Genomic DNA, 17,292 nt, shown 5'->3' with positions numbered 1-17,292 from the left:
AGTTATCCACAAGCAGGAAAAACGTGGAAAACCTGTGGATAACTTGTGAATAAAATTAAAAAACCAAACAAAATCAGTGGTTTATAAAATTAGGGTTAATTAAATAGAGAAAAATACCTATATATTCATCTGTGGCGGTTGACCTTTTGCCTTGCAACAAGGAAAATACTGGGTTTTGCAGGATGAATCATGAAAAGAACATACCAACCCTCAGTAACACGTCGTAAACGCACACACGGATTTCGTATTCGTATGAAAACTAAGAGTGGGCGCGCAGTATTAAACGCACGTCGCGCTAAAGGTCGCAAACGCTTAGCTGTTTAATTTAGCAGTTGAATAGCGCCAGGATTTCTGAATTACTAAAAACACGCCCCAAGACAAGTTTGTATTGGGGTTTGTATTTGGCATCCTTGGATCAGGGCTCAAGACCAGACTTGGGTATTGCGGTAGCTAAAAAATTAGCGAAGCGGGCCGTAGACCGCAACCGAATAAAACGCATGATTCGCGAATTAGTCAGGAGTGCACAAGCAAGCACCCTTAATAGCGATGTTGTGGTGAAGCTGAAAAAACCCATTGGTCGCGAAACCCGCGGCAGGCTCAGGAGCAAAGAAAAAGATGTTCTGCGAAATCAGATTGCAGGACTAATTTAAAGTGCGCCTATTCAATCAGCTAGCCATTAAGGTTGTGAGGCTTTACCAAATAGCACTCAGCCCCTTTGTAGGTATGCAATGTAAGTTTGTACCAAGCTGCTCGCAATACGCTTGTGATTGCTTTTCAAATTACGGATTTTTTAAAAGCTTTGGCTTAATGGTGTGGCGCATTTTGCGTTGTAACCCATGGTCACATGGCGGATATGATCCTGCAGTAAAACCAACACCTCATCATCATTAAGTGAACGCAAATGGACTTTAAAAAAACAATCCTCTGGGCAGTTTTCTCCATGTCGGCCCTGCTGTTGTACAACAACTGGCAAGTTCATGAAGGCAAACCATCTATGTTTGGTGGTAACCCTACAAGCTCAGCTGCGGTCTCTGACAAGGCTCCAGTAAATAAGATAGATGTTCCGGCGCCAATACAAAGCCCAAGCATTTCTGCGCCTAATCAAGCGCCCGCTGTAATGGCTGGGGGAATCGAAACATCTGAAAAGTTTGTGTTGCAAAACGATGTGTTGATTTTAGAAATCAGCGCAAATGGCGCCAACGTAATTGATGCAAAGTTACCAAAGCAACTTACTGCAGAACAAAAACCAATCGAGTTATTTCAGTACGCACCAAACCATAAATATTTTGCTCGTTCTGGCTTAATTGCTTTGGGCAATGCGGACCTTCCCAACCACACCAGCACATTTAAATTGGTGCAATCTGGTAAAGATGGCTCTGGAAAACCTTTTATAGTTCTGGCAAGTGAGCGCAATGGTGTAAAACTTGAGAAGACTTTTGTATTGAGTCCTGGCAGCTACGTTGTTGATGTTGGCCATCGCGTCACTCAAAGCAATGCGAATGCAGCGCCACTAGTTCTATATACAGAGATCGTGCGCGATGCATCACAAGAGGCAAAAATTGGACCTTTTGATGGTGCGTTCTCAGCAAGCACATTTACCGGACCGGCCGCTTACACCGAAAAAGAAAAATTCAATAAGCTGGAATTCACGGCAATTGATAAAAACAAAATTACTATTCCTACAGTAGTGCCTGCTGGCGATCCTGCTTGGATTGCTATGGTTCAGCACTACTTTGCCAGCGCCTGGATTCCTGGCGATAAAGCCGCGCGCGACATCTATGCTGGAAAAATCGACAACAACCTCTACCGCATTGGCATGCAAACGCCGCTGGGAGTCGTTGCACCAGGCACAACGGTTGTTGAAAAAGCAAAGCTGTTTGTGGGCCCGCAAGAAGAAAGCGTTTTAGAAACGATTGCTCCTGGGTTTGCATTATTAAAAGATTATGGCTACCTCACCATTCTTGCGAAACCTATTTTCTGGTTGCTAGAAAATATCCACGCTTATGTTGGTAACTGGGGCTGGTCAATTATTCTTTTGACCATCTTGATTAAGTTGGTGTTCTTCCCATTGTCTGCAGCCAGCTACAAGTCAATGGCGCGAATGAAAGAAGTTCAACCACGTCTGCTTGCAATGAGAGAGCAATACAAGGGTGAGCCACAAAAACTGAATCAGGCCATGATGGAGATGTACCGCAAGGAAAAAATTAATCCTTTGGGCGGTTGCTTGCCAGTTGTGATTCAGATCCCTGTATTTATCTCTTTGTACTGGGTTCTGCTCTCTTCTGTAGAGATGCGTAATGCCCCGTGGATTGGTTGGATTCATGACTTATCAGTTCCAGACCCATATTACATTTTGCCAATCATCATGGCTGCCTCAATGTTTGTGCAAACAAAACTCAACCCAACTCCACCTGACCCAGTTCAGGCGAAAATCATGATGTACATGCCTTTAGTGTTTTCTGTCATGTTCTTCTTCTTCCCTGCCGGCTTGGTTTTATATTGGGTTGTGAACAACTTGCTCTCGATTGCCCAACAATGGCAGATCAATCAAATGTTTGGGAAGAAGTTAGCTAAATAAATTTTTAGCTGCTGAAAAATAAAAAGAGTACCTGCAATGATGACCAGAAAACTACCCATCATTGCGGTTGCTACCGCGCCCGGGAAGGCGGGGGTTGGCGTTATCCGCATTAGCGGACCACACCTTTTGCCGATGGCCGAAGCTTTATTTCATAAAGCACTTGCGCCACGACAGGCTAACTTACTCACCCTTCGAGATGCGCAGGGCGCGTCAATCGATCAACTCATTGCCATTTACTTTGCTGCCCCTGCATCTTTTACGGGCGAAGATGTCATAGAGCTGCAATGCCACGGTGGTCCGCAGCTTTTAGGGTTGGTCATGAAGCGCTGTCTCGAGCTGGGAAAAGATCAGGGTTTGGTTATCGCCGAGCCAGGCGAGTTTTCTTTGCGTGCCTATCTCAATAACAAAATCGATTTAGCTCAAGCAGAAGCAATTGCAGATTTAATTGATGCACAAAGTGAGGCAGCAGTTCGTGGGGCAGCGCGCTCATTGCAGGGTGCTTTCTCAAATGACATCAATAGCCTGATTGAAGAAATTACCCAGCTTCGTATTTTGGTGGAGTCCACCCTAGACTTCCCTGAAGAAGAGATTGAGTTTTTGGAGAATGCCCAGGCCCGTGAACGTCTCAGCACGGTGATGCAAAAGTTAAAAGCATTAAGAGAGGGCGCGAAACAGGGAAAAATTTTGCGCGATGGTATTCAGTTGGTTTTAGCTGGCGCCCCTAACGTTGGGAAAAGCTCCCTCCTCAATCGTTTGGCTGGCGAGGAGGTCGCTATCGTCACTCCGATCGCTGGGACCACGAGAGATCGCGTTAAGGAGAGCATCACCATTCACGGCGTTCCGATGCATATTATTGATACTGCCGGTTTGCGCGAAACCAGCGATCTGGTTGAGGCTAAGGGCATTGAAAGATCATGGGATGCCATTCGGGCAGCAGACCTGGTTATTTTTTTGCAAGATCCAAGCGCTAAAGAAACCATTGATGGTGCTGAGGCTTTAGGGTTAAAAGCCCAAATATTGAAGGCGCTCCCGCCGAAATGCCCTGTTTTAGAGGTGTGCAATAAGTCAGATTTGTTAGAAAAAGCGACAGCTCAACAAGGCGAAAACCAATCTTTGCTTATTTCAGCCAAGACGGGTGAGGGTATTGAGGCTCTAAAACAGAGAATTCTAGAGTCGGTTGGTTGGGGCGGTAATCAGGAGGGCGCCATCCTTGCCCGCAGACGGCATTTGGATTGCTTAGACAGGGCAGCCACCCACTTGGACAAATCCCAACAATTCGCAGCAGATGGCAACATATCGCTGGAGTTGTTCGCAGAAGAGCTCCGTTTGGCGCAAGATCAACTCGGACAAATCACCGGGAAGCTGCTCCCAGACGATCTGCTGGGCAAGATCTTTAGCCAATTTTGTATTGGCAAGTAGAGGGTTTGCGCTTGGTGGGCGTGCCGCTAAAAATATGCCCAAAATGTTAAAATAGTGCGATCAAAAAAATTACATTTCATAGGACTCTCATGACTATCAATACCAATGCACCTGAGTACGTAAAAAATCAAAAACTGATTCAATGGGTTGCTGAAGTTGCCGCCCTTACCAAGCCAGATAAGATTCGCTGGTGTGATGGTTCCCAGGCTGAATATGATGAATTTTGTGACCTGCTGGTAAGCGCAGGGGTATTTAAGCGCCTTAACCCAGCTAAGCGCAAAAACGCTTTCTTGGCATTATCTGATCCAGATGATGTAGCGCGCGTTGAAGACCGCACGTTTATTTGCTCCGCAAACAAAGAAGATGCCGGCCCAACAAATAACTGGGTAGAGCCAAGTGAAATGCGCGCCACCCTTCAACCGCTTTTTGATGGTTGCATGCGTGGCAGAACAATGTATGTGGTGCCATTCTCCATGGGCCCAATTGGCTCCCCAATTGCACATATTGGTGTTGAGCTTTCTGATAGTCCATATGTTGCTATCAACATGCGTTTGATGACTCGTATGGGTAAAGCGGTGATTGATCAGCTTGGCGCTACTGGCGAATTCGTTCCTTGTATTCACACTGTTGGCAAGCCTTTGGCTGTTGGCGAAAAAGATGTTGCTTGGCCGAATAACAAAACCAAGTACATTGTTCATTACCCAGAAACTCGCGAGATCTGGTCTTTCGGATCTGGCTACGGCGGTAACGCTTTATTGGGTAAAAAATGTTTTGCATTACGCATTGCATCCAATATGGGTCGCGATCAGGGCTGGCTGGCTGAGCACATGTTGATCTTGGGCGTGACTTCACCTGAAGGCAAGAAATACCATATCGCTGCTGCGTTCCCATCTGCCTGCGGAAAAACCAACTTCTCCATGATGATTCCTCCAAAGGGATTTGAGGGTTGGAAGGTCACTACAGTTGGTGATGACATTGCATGGATTAAGCCGCGCAAAGACCCTGTTACAGGTAAGACACGTTTGTTTGCAATTAACCCAGAGTCTGGTTACTTTGGTGTTGCTCCAGGAACAAACCGCCAAACCAATCCAAACTGTCTCGACTCATTAAATCAAGATGTGATCTTTACTAACGTTGGTCTAACTGATGATGGTGATGTTTGGTGGGAAGGTTTAACTGATACACCTCCAGCACATTTAATTGACTGGCAAGGCAAGGACTGGACTCCAGCTGACGGCGCTGCTGGTCGCAAAGCCGCACACCCAAATTCACGCTTCACCGTAGCTGCCACTAATAACCCTGCAGTCGATCCTAATTGGGATAACCCTGAAGGTGTAGCGATTGACGCATTCTTGTTTGGTGGCCGTCGCTCAAACACAGTTCCATTGGTCAGCGAAGCGCGTGACTGGGTAGAGGGTGTTTATATGGCCGCAACAATGGGCTCTGAAACTACCGCTGCGATTACTGGTCAAGTTGGTGTTGTTCGTCGTGATCCATTTGCAATGATTGCATTTGCTGGCTACAACATGAGCGATTACTTCCAACATTGGTTAAACATCGGTAGCAAGCTTGCTGCTGAAGGCGCTGTGTTGCCAAAGATCTATTGTGTGAACTGGTTCCGTAAAGACGAGAATGGCAAGTTTGTATGGCCTGGCTTCGGTGAAAACATGCGCGTACTTTCTTGGATTTTGGGTCGTGCTGAAGGTACAGCCAAAGGCAAGGAAACAGTGTTTGGTATTTGCCCGGAGCACGCTGATATGCATTGGAACGGCCTCGATTACTCAGTGGACAAGTTTGAAAAAGCCATTACCGTCGCTGTTGATGATTGGAAGAACGAGCTCAAATTGCATTCAGAATTGTTTGAGCACTTAGGTGATCGTTTGCCTAAAGAGTTAATCGAAGCTCGTAGCAAAATTGAGAAGCGCTTAAACGCCTAGGCATCCCCTAGAAATTTAAGAAGCCTTTTTAAAAACATCTTTATTGAATGACCTTACCCCAACACCATGACATCGTGGTGATTGGGGCAGGCATTGCTGGATCCAGCATTGCCAATGAGCTGCTCGAGCGCGGTCAAACAGTTTGTATAGTTGACTCAGCGCCCCATCCCGCATCAGCATGCTCTAGTCACGCTTACGCTATTGCCCACCCTCATGTAGGTCGTGGAGCCCCCCGTCTATTACGCTTAACCCGCATTGCATTTTTGATGGCTGAAGCTCGCTGGGGTAATGTATGGAAGCAGCATGGCATCTTTCAGCCAAACAAAAAAGATAAGACCTTTAATCATGATGATGTCGCAAGTTATTTGCGGTCACTTGATCTTGATGAGGATCTAGCGCAAGCACTTTATGCGGATGATGCAATCCAAGCATGTGGCATTAATCAAGACGGCATTTGGCTTCCACGTGGAGCATCATTAAATTTATTGGAAGCAACAACAGATGCGCTCAAACCGCACCCAAAGCTGACTTGCTGTTGGAATATTTCTGTAGCCCGACTAGAGAAAGTGGATACTGGCTGGCAGTTAATCGACCCTCAAGATAAGCTCATCATGACCGCTGGCAAAGTTATTATTGCTGCAGCGCTCGAATCCAAAAAGTTATCCGCCAGCATCAACGTACGACTTCCCTTAAGACCAGTTCGCGGACAACTCAGTATTTTCTCTATTGATCAAAATAGTTCGTGGGCAGCAAAACTACCTCGCACCGCTATATCGGGCGATGGTTATTGTTTGCCAGCCAAGAAACTATCTGATAGAAATTACCAGTGGATAGTGGGCTCTAGTTTTGATGAGGGAGAGTCCGATCTAGAAGATTGGGACTCAAGTGATGACTTTAATCGTGAGCAGGCAAAGGGTTTGCTAAATTATGCAGAAGGCGATGTTGGCCACCTTCAAAAGCTAGGTAGTTTTGTGGGTGTGCGTTGCGTTGCGGGCGATCGTTTGCCCATCATTGGCGCACTGACTCAACGCCCAGGGATATTTCTGGCAACAGCCCTGGGGTCTAGAGGCGCTCTTTGGTCAGCCTTGGCGGCTAAGCTGATTACAGCTCAAGTGCTTGAAGATGATTTTGCTTTGCTGGCACGCTTCGGTTTTGCCACAGACTTAGTAGCCGCACTGGCACCTGCGCGTTTCTTCGCTGGCGCCTTGGATGTAGCCCCCGCCTTCGGTGCTTTAGCTTCAAACTCAAAACCAATTTTGCCATCGGGACCCAAGGCAAGATAAGCCTTAAAGCCACGACCAGTCCGATTGGATTTGAAATTGGTTAGCAAGTCAGTTTTACCCTCGGCAAGTAATTTTTGAACTTGCTCAGCAGAAATTTCTTGTTGCAAAACCACCTTGCCTGTTTTGAAATCACACGACTTATCGGGCCCTGTATTTCTCTCGCACAAGTAACGCATGCCATCTTCATATACGGCACCAGAGCATTTTGGACAGACACCTAAAGCTTGACGACCAGTAAAGTCAATTGCTTCCGATTCGTCTTCTTGGGTGTTGCCAAAATCAAACTCAAGCTTAAAGCCCGCATTCGGATAATCCGCGTCATCTTCAGGGATTTCGCTTAACTTGATAATTGCCGCAAATGGTCTACCCATTTTGCTGCGGAATCCCTGCAATGGCCCAATGGTTTTCTCGCGAAGCAATTCTTCTACCTCGGGATATTCAAATGCTCGCCCGCCTGGAGTTTTGCTAATCGTAAATCCGCACTTCTCACATGCAAAGCGACGATAGTTTTCTTTAACCGCACCTTTGCAGTGTGGACAAGGTGTAGACATGGTCGCATAGTCGCCTGGAATGGTATCGCTGTCATATTCCTTAGCCCGCTTGACGATACGCTGCGTCATCTGTGCAATTTCTTGCATGAAGGTGTCGCGATTCATCTCGCCGCGCTCAATCAGAGAGAGTTTGTTTTCCCAGCTACCCGTGAGATCGGGCCGTGTTAACTCTTCAACATCTAAGCCGCGCAAGAGGGTCATTAACTGAAATGCTTTAGCGGTGGGAATGAGCTCACGCGCTTCCCGAACCATATATTTTTCTGCTAAAAGGCCTTCAATAATGGCAGCACGTGTTGCAGGTGTACCCAAGCCTTTTTCAGCCATGGCTTCTCGCATCTCATCATCATCCACCCACTTACCGGCGCTTTCCATTGCTGATAACAAAGTTGCCTCGGTATATCGAGCTGGCGGCTTGGTTTTTAATGGAATGGCTGCAATAGATTCATTTTGGACGGTTTCACCTTCCTGCACTGCTACCAATTCATCATCTGCTTGATTGGATCTGCCATAGACCGTCAACCAACCTGGCGTGACAAGCACCCGACCTTCAGTTTTAAAGTGATGACCCGAAGCCTCTGTAATGCGCGTGGTGACGCGGAATTCAGCTGCTGGATAAAACACTGCCAAGAAGCGACGCACAACTAAGTCATACAGTTTTTGCTCTGGTTCGCTGAGACTTTTCGGAGACTCCAAGGTGGGGATGATCGCAAAGTGATCTGATATTTTTGAGTTATCAAAAATACGTTTATTCGGTTTGATCCAACCATACCCTGCTTTAGCTTTTGGATCCTTGGGATCGCCTTGCAAAATTTGCTTAGCAAAGGGACGATATTCTTGTGAGTTCTCAGCCAGGTTTTCCATGGTCTGTTTTACGGTATCCAAGTAATCCTCGGGCAAGGCCTTGGCATCTGTACGTGGATAAGTAAGTACCTTATGGCGCTCATAAAGTGCTTGAGCCAAACCCAAGGTATTTTTAGCGGAGAAGCCAAAGCGCGCATTAGCTTCGCGTTGCAAGCTAGTTAAGTCAAATAGTTGTGGTGCGAGCTGAGTAGCTGGTTTCGCCTCTTCCTTAACGCTTGCTTTTTTATCGCGACAGGCCGCAACAATGCTTTGTGCAGCGGCTTCACTCCAGAGGCGATTTTCACGCGCATCTGGAGACGCAGCATCTTTCTTGAACTTCGGATCAAACCAACGACCTTCGTATATACCAGCTGCAGCGATAAATTCCGCCTTCACTTCCCAGTAGTCTTTAGAGATAAATTTACGAATCAGCTCTTCGCGCTCCACAACAATTGAGAGTGTTGGCGTTTGCACACGACCAACTGTTGTCAGAAAGAATCCACCGCTCTTACTATTGAATGCTGTCATGGCACGAGTGCCATTGATTCCAACCAACCAGTCAGCCTCAGAGCGGCAGCGTGCTGCATCGGCTAGGGGTTGCATGTCGCTATCGCTTCGCAGGGAAGCAAAGCCATCACGAATAGCTGCTGGTGTCATCGACTGCAACCAAAGTCGCTTGATTGATTGAGGTGCTTTTGCGTGCTGTGCAATCAAACGGAAGATCAGCTCGCCTTCGCGCCCCGCGTCACATGCATTAATCAGTTCATGAATATCTTTGCGCTTTATCAGCTTTTGCAATACCTTAAGTCGCGATTCAGTTTTGGCGATTGGGCGTAAATCAAAATAGGGGGGCACAACAGGCAGGTTTGCAAACGACCACTTCCCGCGTTTGACATCAAATTCCTCGGGGGCGGCGATTTCTAATAGATGACCAACCGCAGAAGAGATAACGAAGTCATCGCTCTCAAAATAATCCTCATATTTAGTGAAGCCACCTAAAGCTTTGGCAATGTCATTCGCAACGGAAGGTTTCTCCGCAATGATCAACGCCTTTGGGTGATCAACGGTTGAAGTCTTTGAGCTGCTTTTTTTGGTAGTTGCTTTAGTTGCCACGCGTTTTGCCTAAATTTGAGCTTGAAATGATGTTTTAAATGGGTGAAAACGGGTGACCAATTTAAACCAGATCCTGGTCAGACCCCCATCACACCCCTTTTTTATTATTAACCGATAAATTGACAAAAGTCCAAAACCCTCTTTTTCTAGACCTAGTAAGACCCCAGTACAGGGCCTAGTTTTTCTTAAAAATGGGCTTTAAATAGCTTTAAATGAGGTTTTTTGGCATTTTGGTAACTCCTCAAGGATGTCTTGCGGGGATTGGACCAGTTTGGCCCCTTGCTGCAGTAGCTGGTGACAGCCCCTTTTAAGGGGGTTATGTATTGACCCCGGAATAGCAAAAATCTCTCGGCCAAGCTCATAGCCCAGCCTTGCTGTAATAAGCGAACCAGAGCGCTCAGCCGCCTCAACCACTAGGATTCCTAGGGAGAGGGCGGCAATGATGCGGTTCCTGCGTGGGAAGTGCCATGCTTTTGGTCCCGATCCTGAGGCTAGTTCAGACACTAGGAGGCCTGCGCTACCGATGGCCTGGGCCAATCCAAGGTGTTCACTTGGGTACACGATATCTAGCCCTGTTCCACATACTGCTATGGTTGGGTGGTCCCGATTTGGCCCGAGGGCGCCCAAATGGGCTGCCCCATCAATGCCTCGAGCCAGCCCGGAAATAATGAGGTAACCCTCGGCAGATAGGGCTTGCGCAAAATAGTGAGCATTTTTGACCCCCTCTGGGCTGGCAATTCTTGAGCCTACGATAGCAATCGCCGGGATGTTGAGTAGGCGAATATCACCATATATATAGAGTGAGTTGGGTGGATCGTATAAATCCAGCAGGCGAGCTGGGTAGCCTGGGGAATTTCGTTGAATTTGGACGATGTTTGGGTTTTTGAGTATGCACATAAAGCAATTTTCAGCATGGGGCTGTTGAGAACTATCGGGACAGCCTGATTACTCTGTTGGATAATTCCTACATGGCTTTATTAACCGTCCTTTGTTACCCAGATCCACGCCTACACAAGGTTGCCAAACCCGTAGCGCAGGTAGATGCACGCATCAAAAAAATTGTGGCCGATATGGCCGAGACTATGTATGACGCACCTGGTGTTGGTTTAGCGGCAACGCAGGTAGATATTCATGAGCGAATTGTTGTAATTGATGTTTCGGATAATCAAGACGAGTTAATGGTCTTTATTAATCCTGAGCTGGTTTGGGCAAGCCCAGAAAAAAAATCATGGCGCGAAGGCTGTCTTTCTGTGCCGGAGTATTACGATGAAGTTGATCGCCCGGCGGTAGTGCGGGTAAAAGCACTCGACATCAATGGAAAAGAATTTGAAGTTGAGGCAGATGGTTTGTTATCGGTCTGCTTGCAGCACGAGATGGATCACTTGCAGGGCAAAGTGTTTGTTGAGTATCTCTCGATGTTGAAGCGCAATCGCATATCTCTCAAAATGAAAAAGCGCGCAAAAGAATTAGTAGGCGAGCGCTAAGCGCCCAATGAGAATTGTTTTTGCTGGTACCCCAGAGTTTGCTGCGCAAGCAATGCGCGCAATAGAACAGGCTGGCCATCAAATTGTTTTAGCGCTTACCCAGCCAGATCGCCGCGCAGGTCGTGGCATGCATCTTCAAGCGAGCCCTGTCAAAATATTTGCGCAAGAGAAAAATATTCCCGTATTACAGCCAGCAACACTCAAGCAGAGCCATGCTGACTTGCAGAAACGAGCAGCAGCACAAGAGACGTATCGATATTTATCTGACATTGATTTTGATGCAATGGTCGTTGTTGCCTATGGGCTGATTCTTCCTCAAGACATTCTTGACCTTGCCTCTCGCACTGGCAAGCATGGTTGCTTTAATATTCATGCATCTCTTTTGCCTAGGTGGCGCGGTGCGGCGCCGATACAGCGCGCCATAGAGAGTGGCGATCTCATGACCGGTGTGAGCATCATGCAAATGGATGCAGGTTTGGATACTGGCGATACTGTTTTAGTGGGTGATTTGAAAATAAGATCTGATGAAACTAGCGCATCACTACACGATCGTCTTGCGGTTTTGGGTGCTGAGTTGATGGTAAAAGTTTTAAACGACTTAGATCAAAATCGTTCTGTTGTAAGAACGCCGCAGCCTGCCGAAGGCATTACGTACGCAGAAAAAATATTAAAGAGCGAAGCAGAAATTGATTGGCAGCAAAGCGCCATTGAAATCGATCGACGTATTCGAGCTTTCAATCCATTTCCTGGATCCACCAGCAGCCTTTACGGGGAGCAGTTGAAGTTTTGGAGCTCTCGCATGTCTGACAAGGCGCAACTTCAAGATGCCATTCCGGGGCAGGTTGTGGGGCTTAGTGGAAACGGGGTTTATGTTCAATGTGGCGAGGGCGTGATTGAAATATTAGAAATGCAAAGGCCCGGCGGAAAACGGATTGCTGCCAACCTATGTATTTCTAGCGGCATGAATGTAAATCCTGTAATGAGATTTGAAAAATTCACCAATCAGCAAGGGGGCGCGAATGTTTAATTTGGTAAAGACGGCTATGTTGATGGCGGCAATCACCGCACTTTTTGTTGTCGTTGGTGGCATGCTGGGTGGCGAGCAAGGAATGCTCATGGCGCTATTGATAGCGATTGGAATGAACTTCTTTAGCTACTGGTTCTCAGATACGATGGTGCTGAAGATGACGAACGCACAGCAGGTGGATGAGCGTTCCGCCCCACAGCTCTACGCCATGGTGAAAGAGTTGGCTGAGAAAGCTGGGATCCCGATGCCAAAAGTTTTTGTAATTGATGAAGATGCGCCCAATGCATTTGCAACAGGTCGAAATCCTGAGCATGCTTCTGTTGCTGCAACCACTGGCATTTTGAGAGTTCTTTCCAGCCGTGAATTGCGTGGCGTCATGGCACATGAGCTTGCACACGTTAAGCATCGAGATATCTTAATTTCTACTTTGGCTGCAACAATGGCCGGTGCAATCTCTGCATTAGCCAACCTGGCCATGTTTGCTGGTGGTCGCAATTCAGAGGGCCGACAAGGTAATCCGCTGGCAACAATATTAGTAATGATTTTGGCTCCGCTTGCGGCCAGCCTAATTCAGATGAGCATTTCTCGTGCTCGTGAATATGAGGCTGATCGAGGTGGCGCCGAAATGAGTGCTGATCCAGAGGCCTTGGCGCAGGCGCTGCAAAAAATTCATGCTTATGCCCAAGGCATTCCATTTCAAGCAATTGAGCGACATCCCGAAACAGCACAGATGATGATTATTAACCCTTTGACTGCTGGCGGCCTCTCGCAACTTTTTTCTACCCATCCCCCAATGGAGGAGCGAGTAGCTCGTTTAATCAGCATGGCAAAAAACGGGGCTTACCCCGGAGCGGAATAATTTGATCGACCAAAAAACACCACGTACTCTTCCGCTATCGGAGGCGATTACTATTTCAGCGCAAGCAATTGGCGAGGTGATGGTGGGTCGATCGCTTACAGAGGTTTTGGATCAGTTAGATGCTCACGAGCGCCCCATCGTGCAAAGCCTTACATTTGATGCTCTACGTAAGTGGGTAAGGTCACACGAGTTTATTAAGCAGTTCATTCCAAAGGCACCACCGCAAGAAGTGGAGTACTTACTCAGCGTTGCGATCGCTTTATTTCTTCAGAATGGGGTGGAGGGTAAGGGCTATGCAGCACATACGATTGTCGATCAGGCAGTAAAAGCCTGTAGCGAATATGAACCTACGATGTATGCCAAAGGCTTGGTGAATGCCGTACTGCGCAAGGTGAGTCTGGCAGTTCAGGCGGAGAATGAAAAACCTTATCCGCCAGACCCTATCCCCATGTTTTTCCCGCCCTGGTGGAGGGCTAGTCTAAAGCGTAATTATTCTAAGTCTTGGCAGGCCATGCTCATTCAGCAAGCTCAACGTGCACCGTTGATATTGCGAGTAAACGCTAAACAACATACACGCCAGGAATATCAAGACCTATTGCATCAGGTTGGCATTGCTGCAGAGCCCATCACCAGCGTTGCTGGGGTTCCACTAGATTCTGCTTTGTTGTTGCGTGAGCCGGTACCTGTTTCAGAGTTGCCTGGCTTTTATAGTGGCGCTGTTTCTGTTCAGGATGCGGGCGCACAAATTGCAGCGGTATTGCTCGATCCAAAACCTGGCGAGCGGATATTAGACGCTTGCGCGGCTCCCGGAGGAAAAACTGCTCATCTACTAGAGCTTGCGCAATCCGAGATGATTGCTTTGGAGCTCGATGGTGAGCGTCTTGGGAAAATTAGCGGCAATCTCGATCGCTTGCGCCTTCAGTCTGATGCAGTGCGGGTTGTTCGCGGCGATGCCTCAAAGTCAGCCTGGTGGGATGGAAAGGCGTTCGACAAAATTCTCATAGATGCGCCTTGCTCAGCATCGGGTATTGTTGCAAGACATCCAGATATCCCTTTCTTGCGTCGTGAAGCAGACATTAAAGCGCTGCAAGCGCGACAGCGCGCAATTTTGGAGCAAGCTTGGATGATGCTAAAGGCTGGCGGTACGCTCTTGTATGTGACTTGCTCGGTATTTCCTGAAGAAGGTGAGGAGCAGGCAAGGTGGTTTGTGACAGAGCATCTTGATGCGTTACGATTAAGTGCTCCGGGACAAATTTTGCCTGCGGAGCTAAATGATGGTTTTTACTATGCTTTGTTTAAGAAAAATGGGCCATGAGCCAAGGCATTAAACAATTCATTCTTTGTATTTTGATAGCGCTGAGTTTATTTTCGGCTGCTGTAAATGCAGAGGGCATCAAGCTGAAATCTGCCGAGCTAGAGCGGGTGGATAACGATTGGCTTTTAAATGCCACATTTAAGATTGAATTAACACCAGGCTTGGAAGATGCAGTTCAAAAAGGGGTAGTCTTATATTTTCAGACAGAGTTTGATGTAACTCGTTCGCGTTGGTATTGGTTTGATGAAAAGCCTGCGCTGGCTCAACGATTAACGCGCTTATCTTATCAACCAATGACACAGCAATATCGCATTGCATCTGAGGGCTTTACTTTTTCTGCAAGAACGATGTTTGAGGCATTGCAGGCGGCGGGTAGTATCGGAGGCTGGCGGGTAGTAGAGGGTAGCCAAATTGATTCGAGTAAGTCTTACACTGCAGCAATCAGAATGACCTTAGATTTGGCTAAGCTACCCAAACCATTCCAAGTAAATGCACTTAACAATCGTGATTGGAATGTCAGCAGTGATTGGGTGCGATTTCCGTTTTTACCAAATGGCCCCAACCTAATTAAACGATGAAGATATCTTTAGACTTCATTGGGTCAAACGCCTTCGAGAAAGATGCCTGGAAAAGGCGTGCTCTGCCTATAGCAATGGCAGTAATTGGTGCTTTTGCGCTTTTGTTGTTGGTGCTGTTATCTGTTGCAACATCAAACACCGAATTTTTTGATAACTATTTTATTTGGCTCTATGCAGCCAATTTTATTGTTGGCATTTGCTTAACTTTAGTGATTCTGACTTTGGTGATTGTGATTGCTATTCGTTGGCGTCAGGGTCGATTCGGCACACGCTTAGTAGCAAAGTTAGCCATGATTTTTGCTCTGGTTGGCGTTGTTCCAGGATTAATTTTGTATGGCGTTTCCCTGCAGTTCGTTTCTCGGAGCATTGAAACCTGGTTTGATGTCCAGGTAGAGTCCGCACTGGATGCTGGCCTCGAATTGGGGCGCGTTACCCTTCGTCTTGCTCAAGAAGAAATCTTGTCTGAGGGTAACTATATTGCTGAGCAAATAGTGCAGGTTCCATCAGGCACCAGCTCCGAACAAGTTGGCGCGATGGTCATGAAGATCCGTAATCAATTTGGCATTCAAGAAGTGAGCCTTTTCAGCATTCAACGAAATTTGATTTTGACTAGCGAGGTAAGAGCTAAAAAATACTTACCCGCACCAAGTGCTGATGTGATTGCCGAAGCCTTCAAGAAGAAGGGCATCACATCTGTCGACCAAATTGAAATGGATGGAGGGCAGCGCGGTTATCGAGTAAGAGCAATTGTGCCGATTGTGCGCAAGAAATACAGTCCCGGCAAGTTAGATTCTGGCAAAGAAGTAGAAGACAAATACTTTTTGCAGCTAGTACGCTTCATTCCCGGGCCATTGGCCAAAAATATTGTTGCGGTTGAGTCTGCCTATAGCGATTATCAAGAGAAGTCATTGGGTCGAACCGGCCTAAGAAAAATGTTTGTGGGTACGCTGACATTAACTTTGTTCTTTGCATTGTTTGTGGCCGTGACATTGGCTTTAATTTTGGGTCGTCAGCTTGCTAGACCGCTATTGATGCTCCTAAAGGGAACGCAAGCAGTTGCTCAGGGGGATTTATCGCCTAAGCCAGAGCTTGATACTGGTGATGAGCTAGGCATGTTGACGCGTCAATTTAATGTGATGACGCGCCAACTGGCCGACACCAGAACCTCCTTGCAGGAATCAAAATCATTTTTAGAGACGGTATTGGGAAACCTCACTGCCGGTGTTTGTATCTTTGATAAGAATTTCAATGTGGTTTCTAGCAATGCTGGTGCCGATCGAATCTTCGCGCAAGATTTAACACAAATGGATGGCCGCCCATTAAGTGATAGCCCGAGCCTGATTGAGTTTGATCAAGCCATTAAAGAAGGTTTTGCTACGATGAAGCTGGCAGTGGGGGTAGAGGGCAAGCAGCAAGGCGTAAGTGCAGATAAGGCGGCACCAGTATGGCAAAAACAAATTCAGCTTCACAGTACAAACGAGTTTGAAAATGAACCTGGCGTTACTTTGTTTATCCGCGGAACTGAGTTGACTGCCGACTTACGTATGGTGGTTTTTGATGATATTACTGATGTCGTCAGTGCACAGCGCTCCATTGCCTGGAGTGAGGTAGCAAGGCGCTTGGCTCATGAAATTAAAAATCCACTAACTCCGATTCAGCTCTCAGCAGAGAGATTGCAGCATAAGTTGGCTGGTAAATTGAGTCCTGAGCACGAAGAAATGATGAATCGCAGCACCGAAACCATCATTGGGCAGGTGCAGGCAATGAAAGAGATGGTGAATGATTTCAGAGACTTTGCTAAAACGCCAAGCCCTCAATTGAAATCCGTGTCGATCAATACTTTGACACAAGAGATTCTAGGTTTATATGAGGGAAGTCCTTTGCGGACTCAGCTCGATCCACGCTGTCCGAGCATTATGGGTGACCCTACACAGTTGAGACAGATTATTCATAATCTTTTACAAAATGCACAAGATGCTACTCTTGAGGGCGCCCACCAAGCTGAGCCAGTTGAAGTGAAAACGGAATTAGTGCCCTATGGTGAATTAAATGGCGTGCCGCAAAATGCGGTACGTTTAACAATAAGTGATAGTGGTTCAGGGTTTCCAGCTAAGATATTGGCAAGGGCTTTTGAGCCCTACGTAACGACGAAGAGCAAAGGTACTGGATTAGGCTTAGCAGTGGTGAAGAAAATCGTGGATGATCACGGTGCCAAAATTGAAGTTCGGAATCGCATGCAGGGAGATGAAGTAATTGGTGCGCAAATATCAATTTTGTTTATGAATCTGGCAAAAGAGGCAGCATAAGA

Annotated in this window: 14 protein-coding genes and 1 pseudogene; 13 read left to right on the top strand and 2 right to left on the bottom strand. The window is 47.0% G+C overall.

From position 1 onward, the window contains the following. Positions 1–189 precede the first annotated feature (189 nt). From rpmH to mnmC, 7 genes and pseudogenes are all read left to right on the top strand, one after another. Positions 190–324 (top strand): 50S ribosomal protein L34, encoded by a 135-nt coding sequence (gene rpmH, locus AOC19_RS09280; protein ID WP_011903922.1) that lies wholly within the window; start codon positions 190–192, stop codon positions 322–324. Between the two features lie 77 nt (positions 325–401). Continuing rightward, positions 402–650, top strand: coding sequence for a ribonuclease P protein component (gene rnpA / locus AOC19_RS09275; protein WP_251368030.1), 249 nt, complete (start codon positions 402–404; stop codon positions 648–650). 1 nt (position 651) lies between these two features. Then, positions 652–891, top strand: a complete 240-nt coding sequence (gene yidD / locus AOC19_RS09270; protein ID WP_215376375.1) for a membrane protein insertion efficiency factor YidD — start codon at positions 652–654, stop codon at positions 889–891. Positions 892–901: 10 nt separating this feature from the next. Beyond that, the gene (gene yidC / locus AOC19_RS09265) at positions 902–2,578 is read left to right on the top strand and encodes a membrane protein insertase YidC (protein WP_215376373.1); all 1,677 of its coding nucleotides are present in this window, start codon (positions 902–904) and stop codon (positions 2,576–2,578) included. Positions 2,579–2,617: 39 nt separating this feature from the next. Continuing rightward, a complete protein-coding gene (mnmE, locus tag AOC19_RS09260) occupies positions 2,618–3,997 on the top strand; it encodes a tRNA uridine-5-carboxymethylaminomethyl(34) synthesis GTPase MnmE (RefSeq protein WP_215378297.1) in 1,380 nt (459 codons plus the stop codon). A gap of 89 nt (positions 3,998–4,086) precedes the next feature. After that, positions 4,087–5,934: a phosphoenolpyruvate carboxykinase (GTP) gene (locus tag AOC19_RS09255; RefSeq protein WP_215376371.1), complete on the top strand. Its 1,848-nt coding sequence runs from the start codon at positions 4,087–4,089 to the stop codon at positions 5,932–5,934. 47 nt (positions 5,935–5,981) lie between these two features. Continuing rightward, positions 5,982–6,983 (top strand): annotated as a pseudogene (gene mnmC, locus AOC19_RS09340) (FAD-dependent 5-carboxymethylaminomethyl-2-thiouridine(34) oxidoreductase MnmC); the annotation flags it as partial. Between the two features lie 59 nt (positions 6,984–7,042). Here mnmC and AOC19_RS09250 read toward each other — a convergent pair. Both AOC19_RS09250 and dprA read right to left on the bottom strand, forming a co-directional pair. After that, a complete protein-coding gene (locus AOC19_RS09250; protein WP_215376365.1) occupies positions 7,043–9,721 on the bottom strand; it encodes a DNA topoisomerase III in 2,679 nt (892 codons plus the stop codon). A 198-nt stretch (positions 9,722–9,919) separates the two neighbouring features. After that, entirely contained in the window at positions 9,920–10,618 is a 699-nt protein-coding gene (dprA, locus tag AOC19_RS09245; protein ID WP_215376362.1) for a DNA-processing protein DprA, read from the bottom strand. 71 nt (positions 10,619–10,689) lie between these two features. Between dprA and def the strand changes: the two genes are divergently transcribed. Genes def through AOC19_RS09215 form a run of 6 tightly spaced genes read left to right on the top strand, consistent with a single transcriptional unit; the run spans position 10,690 to position 17,290 of the window. Then, entirely contained in the window at positions 10,690–11,205 is a 516-nt protein-coding gene (def, locus tag AOC19_RS09240; protein WP_215376359.1) for a peptide deformylase, read from the top strand. Positions 11,206–11,212: 7 nt separating this feature from the next. Beyond that, the gene (gene fmt, locus AOC19_RS09235) at positions 11,213–12,232 is read left to right on the top strand and encodes a methionyl-tRNA formyltransferase (protein WP_215376356.1); all 1,020 of its coding nucleotides are present in this window, start codon (positions 11,213–11,215) and stop codon (positions 12,230–12,232) included. Continuing rightward, positions 12,225–13,091 carry a zinc metalloprotease HtpX gene (gene htpX, locus AOC19_RS09230; RefSeq protein WP_215376353.1) on the top strand — a complete coding sequence of 289 codons (867 nt, stop codon included), beginning with the start codon at positions 12,225–12,227 and terminating at the stop codon, positions 13,089–13,091. The genes fmt and htpX overlap by 8 nt, the downstream gene beginning before the upstream one ends. A 1-nt stretch (position 13,092) precedes the next feature. Then, positions 13,093–14,406: a 16S rRNA (cytosine(967)-C(5))-methyltransferase RsmB gene (rsmB, locus tag AOC19_RS09225; RefSeq protein ID WP_251368028.1), complete on the top strand. Its 1,314-nt coding sequence runs from the start codon at positions 13,093–13,095 to the stop codon at positions 14,404–14,406. After that, positions 14,403–14,984: a DUF4390 domain-containing protein gene (locus AOC19_RS09220; protein WP_215376351.1), complete on the top strand. Its 582-nt coding sequence runs from the start codon at positions 14,403–14,405 to the stop codon at positions 14,982–14,984. The genes rsmB and AOC19_RS09220 overlap by 4 nt, the downstream gene beginning before the upstream one ends. After that, positions 14,981–17,290: a sensor histidine kinase gene (locus AOC19_RS09215; protein WP_215376348.1), complete on the top strand. Its 2,310-nt coding sequence runs from the start codon at positions 14,981–14,983 to the stop codon at positions 17,288–17,290. The genes AOC19_RS09220 and AOC19_RS09215 overlap by 4 nt, the downstream gene beginning before the upstream one ends. Positions 17,291–17,292: the final 2 nt, after the last annotated feature.

The organism is Polynucleobacter asymbioticus, from assembly GCF_018687575.1.
Classification (GTDB): domain Bacteria; phylum Pseudomonadota; class Gammaproteobacteria; order Burkholderiales; family Burkholderiaceae; genus Polynucleobacter; species Polynucleobacter asymbioticus_C.
Note: the sequence above shows the minus strand (reverse complement) of the source record. Positions and strands in the feature narration are given on the sequence as shown.

Bases quoted from the DNA above. Each gene is read 5' to 3' on its own strand.
- AOC19_RS09220 (WP_215376351.1), top strand. From the start codon at position 14,403: ATGAGCCAAGGCATTAAACAATTCATTCTTTGTATTTTGATAGCGCTG.
- mnmE (WP_215378297.1), top strand. From the start codon at position 2,618: ATGACCAGAAAACTACCCATCATTGCGGTTGCTACCGCGCCCGGGAAG.
- def (WP_215376359.1), top strand. From the start codon at position 10,690: ATGGCTTTATTAACCGTCCTTTGTTACCCAGATCCACGCCTACACAAG.
- yidC (WP_215376373.1), top strand. From the start codon at position 902: ATGGACTTTAAAAAAACAATCCTCTGGGCAGTTTTCTCCATGTCGGCC.
- AOC19_RS09215 (WP_215376348.1), top strand. From the start codon at position 14,981: ATGAAGATATCTTTAGACTTCATTGGGTCAAACGCCTTCGAGAAAGAT.
- htpX (WP_215376353.1), top strand. From the start codon at position 12,225: ATGTTTAATTTGGTAAAGACGGCTATGTTGATGGCGGCAATCACCGCA.
- AOC19_RS09255 (WP_215376371.1), top strand. From the start codon at position 4,087: ATGACTATCAATACCAATGCACCTGAGTACGTAAAAAATCAAAAACTG.
- rpmH (WP_011903922.1), top strand. From the start codon at position 190: ATGAAAAGAACATACCAACCCTCAGTAACACGTCGTAAACGCACACAC.
- dprA (WP_215376362.1), bottom strand. From the start codon at position 10,618: ATGTGCATACTCAAAAACCCAAACATCGTCCAAATTCAACGAAATTCC.
- fmt (WP_215376356.1), top strand. From the start codon at position 11,213: ATGAGAATTGTTTTTGCTGGTACCCCAGAGTTTGCTGCGCAAGCAATG.